The 12842-nt window shown below is 73.2% G+C and carries 14 protein-coding genes; all 14 read left to right on the top strand.

Features of this window, described 5'->3' with window-relative positions; all coding sequences use genetic code 11:
* Nucleotides 1-7: 7 nt before the first annotated feature.
* The 14 genes from QN157_00775 (at nucleotide 8) to QN157_00710 (ending at nucleotide 12832) form a co-directional block, all read left to right on the top strand.
* The gene (locus QN157_00775) at nucleotides 8-1054 is read left to right on the top strand and encodes an FAD binding domain-containing protein (protein MDR7554117.1); all 1047 of its coding nucleotides are present in this window, start codon (nucleotides 8-10) and stop codon (nucleotides 1052-1054) included.
* Nucleotides 1055-1091: 37 nt separating this feature from the next.
* Nucleotides 1092-2186, top strand: coding sequence for a methionine synthase (locus QN157_00770; protein ID MDR7554116.1), 1095 nt, complete (start codon nucleotides 1092-1094; stop codon nucleotides 2184-2186).
* A gap of 109 nt (nucleotides 2187-2295) precedes the next feature.
* A complete protein-coding gene (locus tag QN157_00765; GenBank protein ID MDR7554115.1) occupies nucleotides 2296-3633 on the top strand; it encodes an AMP-binding protein in 1338 nt (445 codons plus the stop codon).
* Nucleotides 3634-3707: 74 nt separating this feature from the next.
* Nucleotides 3708-4925, top strand: coding sequence for an amino acid ABC transporter substrate-binding protein (locus tag QN157_00760; GenBank protein ID MDR7554114.1), 1218 nt, complete (start codon nucleotides 3708-3710; stop codon nucleotides 4923-4925).
* A gap of 22 nt (nucleotides 4926-4947) precedes the next feature.
* Entirely contained in the window at nucleotides 4948-5682 is a 735-nt protein-coding gene (locus QN157_00755; protein ID MDR7554113.1) for an ABC transporter ATP-binding protein, read from the top strand.
* Nucleotides 5666-6397, top strand: a complete 732-nt coding sequence (locus QN157_00750; protein MDR7554112.1) for an ABC transporter ATP-binding protein — start codon at nucleotides 5666-5668, stop codon at nucleotides 6395-6397. The genes QN157_00755 and QN157_00750 overlap by 17 nt, the downstream gene beginning before the upstream one ends.
* Nucleotides 6394-7272, top strand: coding sequence for a branched-chain amino acid ABC transporter permease (locus QN157_00745; protein MDR7554111.1), 879 nt, complete (start codon nucleotides 6394-6396; stop codon nucleotides 7270-7272). Before QN157_00750 ends, QN157_00745 begins: the two co-directional genes overlap by 4 nt.
* A complete protein-coding gene (locus tag QN157_00740) occupies nucleotides 7269-8417 on the top strand; it encodes a branched-chain amino acid ABC transporter permease (GenBank protein ID MDR7554110.1) in 1149 nt (382 codons plus the stop codon). Before QN157_00745 ends, QN157_00740 begins: the two co-directional genes overlap by 4 nt.
* The gene (locus QN157_00735; protein MDR7554109.1) at nucleotides 8414-9349 is read left to right on the top strand and encodes a Phenylacetic acid catabolic protein; all 936 of its coding nucleotides are present in this window, start codon (nucleotides 8414-8416) and stop codon (nucleotides 9347-9349) included. The genes QN157_00740 and QN157_00735 overlap by 4 nt, the downstream gene beginning before the upstream one ends.
* An 8-nt stretch (nucleotides 9350-9357) precedes the next feature.
* On the top strand, nucleotides 9358-9759 hold the full coding sequence (locus QN157_00730; protein ID MDR7554108.1) for a metal-sulfur cluster assembly factor: 402 nt from the start codon (nucleotides 9358-9360) through the stop codon (nucleotides 9757-9759).
* 7 nt (nucleotides 9760-9766) lie between these two features.
* Entirely contained in the window at nucleotides 9767-9964 is a 198-nt protein-coding gene (locus QN157_00725; protein MDR7554107.1) for a hypothetical protein, read from the top strand.
* Nucleotides 9961-10182, top strand: a complete 222-nt coding sequence (locus tag QN157_00720) for a hypothetical protein (GenBank protein MDR7554106.1) — start codon at nucleotides 9961-9963, stop codon at nucleotides 10180-10182. Before QN157_00725 ends, QN157_00720 begins: the two co-directional genes overlap by 4 nt.
* Nucleotides 10179-10943, top strand: a complete 765-nt coding sequence (locus tag QN157_00715) for a Phenylacetic acid catabolic protein (GenBank protein MDR7554105.1) — start codon at nucleotides 10179-10181, stop codon at nucleotides 10941-10943. The genes QN157_00720 and QN157_00715 overlap by 4 nt, the downstream gene beginning before the upstream one ends.
* 437 nt (nucleotides 10944-11380) lie before the next feature.
* Nucleotides 11381-12832, top strand: a complete 1452-nt coding sequence (locus QN157_00710) for an aldehyde dehydrogenase family protein (protein ID MDR7554104.1) — start codon at nucleotides 11381-11383, stop codon at nucleotides 12830-12832.
* Nucleotides 12833-12842: the final 10 nt, after the last annotated feature.

The raw sequence follows: 12842 nt of genomic DNA, 5'->3' as shown, positions 1-12842 counted from the left end.
CGCGGTCATGATGCGCCTTCCCCCGTTCGTGTACCTGGCCCCGCGAGAGCTGGACGAGGCCGTGCGCCTGCTGGCCGACCACGGGCCCGAGGCGATGCCCGTCGCCGGTGGCACCGACCTCTTCCCCAACATGAAGCGCCGGCAGGTCGAGCCGAAGGTGCTGGTCGGCCTGCGTGGCCTGCGCGAGCTGCAGGGGATCACCGCCGAGGCCGACGGGGGGCTGCGGATCGGTGCCGGGGTGGTACTGCGCCGCATCGTCGAGCACCCCGCGGTGGTGCAGCGCGTCCCGGTGCTCGCCCGGGCCGCGGCGACGATCTCGAACCCCCAGATCCGCTGCATGGGCACCGTCGGTGGCAACCTGCTGGTCGACACGCGGTGCAACTACTACAACATGCCCTACTGGTGGCGGCGGGCCATCGACTTCTGCATGAAGAAGGACGGCGACACGTGCTGGGTGGCACCGGGCGGACACCGGTGCTGGGCCATCTCCTCCTCGGACCTGGCGCCCGTGCTGGTGGCCCTGGAGGCGCAGGTCCGGCTGGCGGGCGCCCGCGGCGAGCGCACCATTCCGGTCGCCGACCTCTACCGCGACGACGGCATCGTCTACCTGGGCAAGGCGCCCGACGAGGTGCTGGTCGAGGTGCGCGTGCCACCCGCGGACGGCCTGCGCGCCACCTACTGGAAGTTGCGCCGCCGTGGCGCCATCGACTTCCCCATCCTCGGCGTCGCCGCGGCCGTGCGCATGGCCCCCGACGGCACGTGCACGGCCGCGCGCATCGTGCTCGGGGCCGTGGCGTCGCAGCCGGTACGCTGCGAGGCGGCCGAGCGGGTCCTGCTGGGCCAGCAGCTGGGCCCTGCGGTGATCGACGCAGCGGCCGAGGCGGCCTGGAAACCGGCGAAACCCCTGGACAACGCCGACCTGACGCTGGGCTACCGGAAGGCGATGGTACGGGTGTACGTGCGGCGGGCGTTGCGCGAGGTGGCGGGGTTGCCCGTGGCCGACGTCGCACCGAGCGCCGAGAGGATGGCGGTGCGGCGCACAGAACACTGGTGACGTCGTCGGTTGCCGGTCCACAAGGGGGGTGAGGGCCATGGCCGGGGCGTACCGCGCCGATCACGTCGGCAGCCTCCTGCGTCCCGCCGAGCTCCTGGACGCCCGGGCGCAGGGCGTCGACCCGGAGCGCCTGCGCGAGCTCGAGGACCGCCACATCCTGCGCGTGCTCGCCCGACAGCAGGAGCTGGGGTTCGAGGTGTTCACCGACGGGGAGTTGCGCCGTCGCAACTTCATGAGCGACCTGCTCGACGCCGTCGAGGGCTTCGACCTCCGCGACGAGGTCGGGCGCGCCTGGACCGGTGCCGGGACCAGCGTGGCGCCCGCCAGCGTCACCGGCATCGTCACGGCCAGGCTGCGTCAGGTGCGGCGCCTGACCGCCCACGAGGTAGCGTTCATGAAGGCGCACTGCCCGGGGGCGATCAAGATCACGCTGCCCAGCGCCAACCAGTTCCCCGCCATCGCGTTCAAGCGCGGGGTGACGGACCGCGTCTACCGCGACCACTCGGCACTGCTGTGGGACATCGTGCCCATCGTGCGGCGGGAGGTCCAGGCCCTGCTGGCCGACGGCGTCCAGTACATCCAGGTCGACGCACCGCGCTACAGCTACTACATCGACCCGCGGTGGCGGACGTACATTCAGACCGAGATGGGGATGGACCCCGACGCCGCGCTGGCCGAGGCCATCCGTGCCGACAACGCCTGCCTGGAGGGCGCGCGCGGCCGGGGCGCGGTGATCGGCTTCCACCTATGTCGCGGCAACAACCGGAGCCAGTGGTACGCCGAAGGCGGCTACGACGCCATCGCCGAGCGCCTCTTCGGCGAGCTGCAGGTCGACCGCTTCCTCCTCGAGTACGACGACGAGCGGTCGGGCACGTTCGCGCCGCTGCGGTTCGTCCCGGCCGACAAGACCGTGGTGCTCGGGCTGGTGAGCAGCAAGCGGCCGCAGCTGGAGGCCAAGGCCACCCTGCTCCGGCGCATCGAGGACGCGGCCCGCTACGTGCCGCTGGAGCGCCTGGCCCTGAGCCCGCAGTGCGGCTTCGCCTCGGTGATGGAGGGCAACCTGCTCACCGAGGACGACCAGTGGGCCAAGCTGCGCCTGGTGGTGGAGACCGCGCGGGAGGTGTGGGGCTAGTGCACGGCCGCGCACGGCCGGGTCGGCGAGGCGACGAGGGGCCGGAGGCCCGCATGCGGGCAGTTCCGACGCGTCCTGCCCGACGCGCCCGTTCCATCTAGCCCGCGCCATGGTCGCGCGCGGGGTCCCCGCAGAGACGATGTTCTTCCAGCGGGACGTGGAGACGCTGGCGCGGGAGGCGCTCGAGGCCCTGCAGCTGGAGCGCCTGCGCCGGGTGCTGGCCGAGGTGGCGGCGGCCAACCCCTTCTACCGGCGCAAGTGGCAGGCCGCCGGTGTCGGCGACGTGGCCGGCCTGCGCGCGCTGGCCGACCTGCGGCGGCTCCCCTTCACCACCAAGCAGGAGCTGCTCGCCGACCAGGAGGCCCACCCGCCGTTTGGCACGATCCTCACGTATCCCCTGGAACGCTACACCCGCTTCCACATGACCTCGGGGACGACGGGGCGGCCGCTGCGATGGGTGGATACGCCGGAGTCGTGGGAGTGGTGGTGCCGCTGCTGGGGCTTCGTCTACCGCGCCGCGGGCATCGGGCCGGCCGACAGCATCTTCTTCCCCTTCTCGTTCGGGCCGTTCATCGGGTTCTGGGCCGGCTTCGACGCCGCCGTGCGTCTGGGCGCCCTGGCCATCCCGGGCGGCGGGCAGGACTCGGCGCTGCGCCTGCGGACGATGCGCGAGGTGGGCGCGACCGCGCTGGTGTGTACGCCCTCGTACGCCCTGCGCCTGGCGCAGGTAGCCCGGGAGCAGGGCTGGGACCCGGCGACGCTGTCGGTGCGCGTCACGATCCACGCCGGCGAGCCCGGCGCCAGCATCCCGGCCACCAAGGCGCGCATCGCCCAGGCGTGGGGCGCGCGCTGCGTCGACCACTACGGGATGACCGAAGTCGGAGCCGTGGGCTTCGAGTGCGACGCGCCAGGCGGCGGGCTGCACGTCAACGAGAGCGAGTTCGTCGCCGAGGTGCTCGATCCGCGGACCGGTGCCGTGGCCGCGGAGGGCGAGGGGGAGCTGGTCCTCACCAACCTGGGCCGCGTGGGGTCGCCGGTGATCCGCTACCGCACCGGCGACCGCGTGCGCCTGGTCGCCGCGCCCTGCGCCTGCGGCCGGACGTTTGCGCGGCTCGACGGGGGCGTGCTCGGCCGGGTCGACGACATGCTGGTGATCCGCGGCGTCAACGTCTTCCCCAGCGCCATCGAGGCGGTGGTACGGCGCCACGCCGAGGTGGACGAGTTCCGCATCGAGGTCTACCGGCAGGACGAGATGGACCAGCTGCGGGTGCTGCTGGAGCTCGACGAGCGGCGCCATGGGCCCGACGCCTGCGGCCGGATCGTCGCGGCCGTCGCCGACGGGCTCAGGCAGACCCTGGGCCTGCGGGTCGAGACGCGTGCGGTGCCGGCCGGCAGCCTGCCGCGGTTCGAGCTGAAGGCCAAGCGCGTGGTGCGCGTCGGCGCCTGAGGCGGGACGCCCCGGCAGGCGAGGGACCTGGACGGGCGACGCGCGCCACAGACATCCACGAGGGGGGGAGCGCGATGCGCTGGACGGGACTGCTGCTCGGGGTCGTGCTGGTGGGGGCGGGGCTCACCGCCGCGGGGGTGCCGACAGCGGCCCAGGCACCGCCGACGATCAAGGTGGGTGCCGTGGTGCCGCTCACCGGCCGCTACGCCGCCGGGGGCGCGCAGGTGCGGGCCGGCTACGAGTTCGCGGTGGAGGACGTCAACCGCGCGGGTGGCGTCATGGTGCGCGAGGTCGGCCGGCGGATCCCGCTGGAACTCGTGCTGCTCGACGACGAGTCGGATCCCACCAAGACCGTTGGGCGCCTGGAGACGCTCTTCGCCGGGCACCAGGTCGTGGCGTACCTGGGGGGCTTCGGCAGCGACCTGCACGCGGCCGCGGCGTCGATCGCCGAGAAGAACCGGGTGCCCTATCTGGGCGTCGCGTTCGCGCTGCACAAGATCCACCAGCAGGGGTTCAAGTACCTGTTCAGCCCGTTTCCCAAGTCGCCGGATCTCGCCCGCGAGACCTACCGGTTCCTGAACGCGTCGATCCCCGAGGCGCAGCGCCCCCGCCGGGTCGCCGTCTTCAAGGAGAAGACCGACTGGGGGGACGAGATGGGCGGGCTGTGGGCGACGCGGGCGCCCGAGTTCGGCTACCAGGCGGTGGTGCAGGAAGAGTACGCGGTGGGCAGCCGCGACTTCTCGGACATCATCCTCCGCGCCCGGGCCGCCGGTGCCGAGGCGGTGCTCGCCATTCCCACGCCGCCCGACGGGTTCACGCTGGTGCGGCAGATGAAGGAGCTGGGCTTCAACGCCAAGTTCTACATGTTCATCCGTGCGGCCGACGCCGTGGTCTGGGGCCGCAACCTGGGCAAGGACGGCGACTACTTCAGCCTGGCGCCCGGCTGGCACCACGCCGTCAAGTACCCCGGGGTGCGCGAGCTCAACGAGAAGCACAGCCGCGCGTTCGGGCGGCCGGCCGACGTGATCACGGGCCCGGCCTACGCCACCGTCCAGATCCTGGCCGATGCCATCGCGCGGGCCGGCACCCTCGAGCGGTCCAGGGTGCGCGACGCCATCGCGGCTACGCAGACCACGACGGTCATGGGCCCTGTGCGGTTCCGCCCCGACGGGACGGGCGTGGTGGTCACGGTCTTCCTCCAGTGGCAGAACGGCCGACAGGAGCTGGTCTGGCCCAAGGAGTTCGCCACGGCGCCGCTGCAGTACCCGGCTCCGCCGTGGGGCCAGCGCTAAGGCCGCCGGGTCGCGCCATCGCGTGCGCCACCTGCTGGTCGCCGAGCGCCTCTCCAAGACGTTCGGAGGGGTGCGGGCCGTCCGCGATCTGAGCTTTGCCGTTGGCGACGGCGAGATCCTGGGGCTGATCGGGCCGAACGGCTCGGGGAAGACCACGGCCTTCAACCTCGTCACCGGGCTGCTGGCGCCGGACGCGGGCCGCGTGTGGCTCGACGGCGCGGAGATCACGGGCCTGCCGCCGCACGCCGTCTGCGCGCGGGGGATCGCCCGCACGTTCCAGCTGGTGCGGCCGTTTCCGCACCTCACCGCGCTGGAGAACGTGCTCGTCGGACGCGTCTACGGCCGCGCCCCCCAGCGGCGCCTGTCCACCGCCATCGACGAGGCCGCGGCCCTCCTGGCGTTCGTGGGCCTGGCGGGCAAGGAGCACGTGGCCGCCCGCCACCTGACCCTGGTGGACCGCAAGCGCGTGGAACTGGCGCGGGCGCTGGCCACGCGGCCGCGCGTCCTCCTGCTGGACGAGTTCATGGCGGGGCTGACGCCGCAGGAGGTGGCGGCGGCCATGGCCATGGTCCGGCGCATCCGCGACGGCGGGGTCGCCATCGTCATGATCGAGCACCTGGTGCATGCGGTGCTGGGCACGTCCGACCGCGTGGTGGTGCTCAACGCCGGCCAGGCGATCGCCGAAGGGCCGCCGGAGGCCGTGGCGCGTGATCCCAAGGTACTGGAAGCCTACCTGGGGGATGCGGGCGGTGCTTGAGGTCCGCGACCTCGCGGTGCGCTACGGCGACCTCCAGGCGCTGTGGGGCGTGTCCCTGCGGGTGACCGCCGGCGAGGTCGTCGCGCTGCTGGGGCACAACGGCGCCGGCAAGACGACGCTGCTGCGCACCATCGCGGGCCTGCTGCGACCGGCAGCCGGGGAGGTCGTCTTCGAGGGCCGGCCGCTCCACCGGGAGCCCGCGCACCGCACCGTCGAGTATGGCATCGCCCTGGTGCCGGAAGGTCGACGCCTGTTCGCCAGCATGACCGTCGAGGAGAACCTGCTGCTCGGCGGCTTTGCGCGGGCCGTGCGCGCCCGGCGCCAGGAGACGCTGCGCGAGGTGCTCGAGATCTTCCCGGCCCTGGCCGTGCGGCGCCGGCAGCCGGCTGGCACGCTGTCGGGCGGCGAGCAGCAGATGGTGGCGATCGCGCGGGCGCTGATGGCCCGCCCGCGCCTGCTGCTGCTCGACGAGCCGTCCCTGGGGCTGGCGCCGCTGGTGGTGCGCCGCATGTTCGAGGTGATCCGCGAGATCAACGCGCGCCACGGCGTCACCGTGCTGCTGGTGGAGCAGAACGTCTCGGGCGCCCTCGCCCTGGCCACGCGCGCCTACCTGATGCAGGCCGGCCGCATCGTGGGCGAGGGCACGCCGGCCGCCCTGGCGCGCGACGCGCAGGTACGCCGCGCCTTCCTCGACGTGGGGGCAGGCGGCCCGTGAGCGCGGCGGTGCTGGCCCAGTCGCTGGTCTTCGGGCTGCTGGCGGGGGCGCTCTACGGCCTGGCCGCAGCGGGGCTGTCGCTGGTCTTCGGCGTCCTGCGCGTGCTCAACGTGGCGCACGGCGAGCTGATCATGCTGGGCGGCTACGCCAGCTTCTGGTTGTTCGCGCTGGTGGGCCTCGACCCGTTCGCCTCGCTGGCGGTGAGCATGCCGTTGCTGTTCGTCGTGGGCCTGGGCCTGCACCAGGCGCTCTTCGCCCGGGTCGAGACCCTGCCCGAGGAGACGCGGGTCAAGAACTCGCTGCTGATCGGCTTCGGGCTCGCCCTCGCCTTCCACAACCTGGCGATCCGCCTGTGGACCGCCGACGACCGCACCATCGCGGCCGCGTATACCGGCGTCGTGCTCCATGCCGGCGGCCTGGTGGTGCCCGCGGTGCGGCTGGGGACGCTCCTGGTGGCGGTGATCCTGATCGCCGCCATGCACCTGTTCCTCACGCGTACCGATCCCGGCCGCGCCGTCCGGGCGGTGGCCGAGGACTGGGAGGCGGCGCTGCTGGTCGGCATCGACCTGCGCCGGACCTACCTGCTGGCGTTCGCGCTGGGCAGCGCCCTGGCGGGCGCGGCCGGGACCCTGGTGAGCGTGGGCTACTCCATCAACCCCGGCATCGGGCTGGAGTGGACGCTCAAGGCCCTGATCGTGGTGGTGCTGGCAGGCCTGGGCAGCATGCCGGGCACGCTCGCCGGCGGCCTGCTGCTGGGCGCGGCGGAGTCGGCGAGCGCCCTCGTGATCGGCGGCGCCTACCGCGAGGTGGTGGCGCTGGTGCTCTTCGTGGTGGTGCTCCTGGTGCGCCCGCAGGGGCTGTTCGGCCGGCGATGAGGGCCGGGGCATGGCGCCTGACCGGCCCGGGGGTCGCCGGCGTGCTGGCCGCGCTGGCCGGCCTGCCGCTGGTGACACAGCGCGCCGACGTGCTCAACCTGGCGTTCCTGGTCTTCCTCTACGCGGCGCTGGCCGAGAGCTGGAACCTGCTGGCGGGGTTCGCGGGCCAGGTCAACCTCGGGCACGCCGCGTTCTTCGGCACCGGCGCGTTCGTGATGCGCCACCTGTGGGTTGCAGGCGTGCACCCGTACCTCGGTCTGCTGGCGGGCGGGCTGGCCGCCAGCGCCTTCAGCCTGGTGATCGGCCTGCCCGCCTTCCGGCTGCGTGGCGCCTACTTCGCGATCGGCACGCTGGGCCTCGCCGAGATCCTGCGCATCACCGTGGGAAACGTGCTGCCGGTGGTCTCGACGCTGCCCGCGCCGTTCATCACGGGCTACTCCCTCGTGCACCGCTACTACCTGGCGCTGGCCCTGCTGGTCGTCACGGTGGCGACGGTGGCCTGGCTGGTCCGCTCACCGCTGGGGCTGGGCCTGGTCGCGCTGCGCGAGGACGAGGACGCGGCTGCGGCGACCGGCGTCGACGTCGTGCGTCACAAGCTGCTCGCCCTCGTGGTCAGCACCGGCCTGGGCGGCATGGCGGGGGCCGTCTTCGCCTTCTACCACACCAGCTACTACCACCAGATGCCGTTCGGCCCGGGCTGGACCTTCGACGCGTTGCTCATCGCCTTCGTCGGCGGCGTGGGTACGCTCGCAGGCCCGCTGGTGGGCGCGGTGTTCTACGTGCTGGTCCGCGAAGTGCTGGCCCAGGCGTTGGTCGACGTGCACCTGCTCATCTTCGGCCTGCTGTTCGTCGTGGTGGTGCTGGTGCTGCCGGGCGGTCTGGTCGAGGCGGCGGCGCGGGCGCGGCGCGCGATCGGCGCCTGGCGGGGGCGGACCGCTGGCCACGGCGGGCGACGGGAGCGCGCAGCCCAGGGCGTACGGTCGGCGTCCGGTGGCGCGCCCGTCGGCGCGGCCTTCCCGGATCCTGCGGGCGATCGAGCGGCGGCACCCGGATTGACCGATCGGTCAAAGACTGCTAGAGAAGAGGGAGATAGCCACAGTCGGCCGGGCGGCGCGCACGCCGCCAGGGGAGAGGAGGAGTCATGACCCCGGTCACCGAGGAGACGCTGCGCGCGCGCCTGGAGCGCGGCGCGCTGGTGGAGGGGCCGGCCTACGCCACCCCCGCGTACGTCGAGGCGCTGGCGCGCACGCTCATCGTCTCGGCCGACACCGAGCTGATCAGCGCGCCGGCCTACCTGCGGGCGGCGCGCGACGCCCCCAGCATCAACTCGTACATCTCGGCGGTGGGCATCATCCAGGACGAGCTGGGCCATGCCCACATCGCCTACCGGATGCTGCGCGACCTGGGGGTGGACGTCGACGCGCTGGTCTACGAGCGCGACCCGGCGCAGTTCAAGCACCCCTATGCCTTCGACGTACCGCTGGAGACGTGGACGGAGCTGGTGGTGGCCAACGCGTTCTACGACCGCGCGGGGTTCGTGCTGCTGGGCGACATCTACCGCCACACCACCTACGGGCCGTGGAAGCGGGCGCTGGCCAAGGTGGACCGCGAGGAGAACTTCCACCTGCGCCACGGCGAGAAGTGGATGCGCACGCTGGCCGCGACGCCGCAGACGAAGGCCGAGCTGCAGCGGGCCGTGGACTGGATGTTCCTGCTGACCGTGGAGTGGTTCGGGCTGCCCGACGACCTCAAGCGCCACAAGGACCAGATCGGCTACGGGCTCAAGGGGTACACCAACGACCAGCTGCGCCAGCAGTGGCTGTCGACGGCGGTGCCGCTGTGCCAGGAGCTGGGGCTGGAGGTGCCCGCCCGCTACGATGCGGCGGCGGGGCGGTGGGTGATCACCTGTCCGTTCCCCGCCCGCTTCGACGCCGCGGCCAAGCGCTGGCTGCTGGAGGAGGGGCCCATCACCTGGGACGAAGTCCTGGCGCGCTGGCGCCAGCGGGGCCCCGCCAACCGCGAGCTGGTCGGCGAGATCCAGCGCGGCTACCGGCAGCTGCGCCGGCTGGACGCGTGAGGCCCGCGGTGTCCCGCGCGCACGGCGCCGACGCTGTCACGCCGCCCGGTGCACGGACCGCGGCGCCGCCTGCCCCGCCGGCACCCGAGGCGACCACGGGTGGCGCCCCCTCGCCGGAGCAGGTGACCGCTGCGCTGCGCGAGGTGCTGGACCCCGAGTACCCCGTGAGCGTGGTGGACCTGGGCCTGATCCGCGGCGTGGAGGTGAAGGGCTGCGAGGTGCGCGTGCGGCTGACCTTCACGTCGATGGGCTGTCCCTGCATGGAGCTGATCCAGGACGACATCGTCGCGCGGCTGCGGCAGGTACCGGGTGTGGAGCGGGTCGCGCTGGAGGTCACCTGGGAGCCGTGGAGCCGCGCGCACATCACCGAGGAAGGCTGGCGCCGGCTGCGCGCCGTCGGCGTGGTGTGAGGGTGGGATGATGGAGGAAGAGTACTACGAGGTCTTCGCCGCCCGCGCCGAGGGAGGCGAGCCGCTCCGGCACGTGGGCACCGTGCGGGCCACCTCGGCCCGCGAGGCCGCCATCTTCGCCCACAAGCTCTACGACGAGTGGCGCTGGCGGGCGATGTTCGTCGTGCCCCGCCAGGCGCTGGTGGCAGTGATCCACCCGCAATGACGGCACCGGCCCGCTTCCTGGTGCTCGCGCGCCGCGCGTATCCCGAGGCGCTGACCTACCAGGGCACGCTGGACGTGACGGCGGGGGAGGATCCGGCCGCGGCGGCCACGGCCCGCTTCGGGGCCGACTGGCTCGAGCTGGTGCTGGCGCCGGTGGCCGCGGTGCACTGGGTCGTGGGGTCCGACGCCCTGGAGCCGACCCTGGAGCCGACGGCATGAGCCACACCGTCACCGCCAGCGACGAGCGCGCGCTGCCGGCGCTGGTCAACCTGATCGTGGTCCTCGCCGATACCAAGTACTTCCTGGGCCGGCGGATCTCCGAGTGGGCGCCGGGCGCGCCGTTCCTGGAAGCGTCGGTGGCGTGCGCGGCCATCGCCCAGGAGGACCTGGGCCACTCGCGCGCCCTCTACCCGCTGCTGGAGGACCTGCCCTACCCCAACCGGCCGCAGCCGCTCGAGCGCGAGACCGACCGTGACCGGCGCTACTGCGTGCGCTACCTGGACGCGCCGCACCCCACGTGGGCGCACGTGGTCGCCACGTGCGCGCTGGTCGACACCGCGGTGACGACCATGTTCGCCGCTCTGGTCGGGTCGCGCTACGAGGCGCTGGCCAGCCGGGTGCGGCGCGCGCTGGACGAGGAGCGGGCACACCTGGGCTACGCCGAGAGCCTGGTCCGCCGCCTCGCCGCCACGGCCCAGGGGCGTGTTGCGCTGCAGGCGCGGGTGGACGAAGCGCTGCCCGAGATGCTGTGCTGGTTTGGGCCGGCGGGCGAGGCGGGCGTCGAGGCGCTGCGCGCGGCGGGCTACCTGGGCGCGACCAACGACGGCCTGCGCCAGGCCTACCTCCAGCGCGTGGCGCCGCTGTTGCTGGAAGTGGGCGTGCGTCTACCGGTGCGGTGGAACATGGAGGACGGCGTCTGGGAGGTGGGGCCGCTGCCATGGGAGCGGTGGAACCCGATCCAGCGCCGGCTGGACCCGTGAACGAGCGCCCGGCGCGCGAGGCCGATGCGGCCCACGCGCGCAGCGGCGGGGCGGACGCGGCACAGGGGCGGGCGGCGGGGGGCTCCCGGGACCCGAGCGACGGTCTGCGGTGCCCCTGGTGTGGGGCGGACGACGTCGAGCGCATCGGGGCGTTCGGTGCCCAGCTCATGTCGGAGCAGTACCTGTGCCGGGCGTGCAGGAGTCCGTTCGAGCGCGTACGCAAGTAGCCCCAGGGGCGTCGTGTGCGCCCGCCGGGGGTGCAGGGCGGGCAGCGCGGCGTCGAGGAACACCACGGGCACTCGCGCCTGCCGGACACGCAGGACGAGCCCCACGGGCGACGAGCATTACCATTACAGCGTATGGCGCTGCTGGTGATCGACGCGGGCCGGTGCCCAGCGTCGCCCGGTGGCACGCCGATACGGAACGGAGGGGGGAGCATGGCGCTGCTGGTGATCGACGGTGAGGCCGTGCCGGCCAGGAGCGGCGCAGAGATGCCGGTGCGCAACCCGGCCACCGAAGAGGTCGTGGACACCGTCCCCAGGGCCGGGCCCGACGACGTAGACGCCGCGGTGGCCGCCGCCCGGCGTGCCTTCGACGCTTGGGCGAAGACCGACCCCGACGAGCGCGCGCACACGATCCGCCAGGGGCTGGCGAAAGTGCGCGCGCACGCCCAGGAGGTCGCCGACCTCCTGGTGCGCGAGCAGGGCAAACCCCTCCACGAGGCGACCGGCGAGCTCACCCACTTCCTGCACGGGATGGAGTTCTACGCCGACCTGGCCAGCAAGCAGCGGGGCGCCTACGCACCGCTGCCCTCGGCGTTGGGGAAGGCCTACGGCATGGTCATCCGCCGGCCCGTGGGGGTGTGCGCGGCCATCGTCCCGTGGAACTTCCCCCTGACCTTGATGGGCACGAAGATCGGTCCGGCGCTGGCCGCGGGCAACACGGTCGTTGTGAAGCCCGCCAGCACCACGCCGCTGGCGACGCTGAAAGTCATCGGCCTGATGAACGAGGCGGGGCTGCCGCCGGGCGTCCTCAACGTCGTGACCGGTCCCGGCCGCGAGGTCGGCGAAGCGCTGGCCGCCCACCCTGACGTCCGGCGCGTGGCGTTCACGGGCCAGACCGCCACCGGCCGGCGCATCATGGAGCTGGCCGGGCCGGCGTTCAAGCGCATCACGCTGGAACTCGGCGGCTCCGACCCCGTGATCGTCTGCTCGGACGCCGACCTCGACAAGGCCGTCCGCGGCGTGCTGATCGGCCGCTTCTGGAACTGCGGGCAGGCATGCCTGGCGGCCAAGCGCGTCTACGTCTTCGCCGACGTCTACGAGGCGTTCCTGGAGAAGCTGCTGGCGGGCGTGGCGCGCTACGAGCCGGGCGAGGGCTGGGTGAGGGCCGAGCGGCCGAAGATCCGGCTGGGCCCGCTGCACACCGCGGCGCAGCGCCAGGAGATCGTCGAGCAGCTCGACGACGCGGTGCGGCGGGGCGCGCGGGTCCTCCACGGCGGGCGCGTCCCCGACGGCCGGACCACGGGGTACTTCTTCACCCCGACGGTGGTGGTCGACGCGCCGCACGACAGCCGCGTGGTGCAGGAGGAGACGTTCGGCCCGTTGCTCCCGGTGTTCAAGGTGGCGGGCATCGACGAGGCGATCCGGCTGGCCAACGACTCGATCTACGGCCTGGGGTCGTCCATCTGGACCTACAACATCAAGTGGATCCACCGGGCTGCGCAGGAGCTGGACGCCGGCATGACCTGGGTGAACCAGCTGCACTACGGGTACGACGAGCTGCCCTTCGGGGGGGTGAAGGCCTCGGGGATCGGGCGGGAGCACGGGCCCGAGGCTATGGATTACTACGTCGAGTTCAAGTCGGTGGTGGTCGGCGACCTGGAGTAGGGCGAGTGCG

The organism is Armatimonadota bacterium, from assembly GCA_031459855.1.
GTDB classification, from domain to species: domain Bacteria; phylum Sysuimicrobiota; class Sysuimicrobiia; order Sysuimicrobiales; family Humicultoraceae; genus Fervidifonticultor; species Fervidifonticultor primus.
Note: the sequence above shows the minus strand (reverse complement) of the source record. Positions and strands in the feature narration are given on the sequence as shown.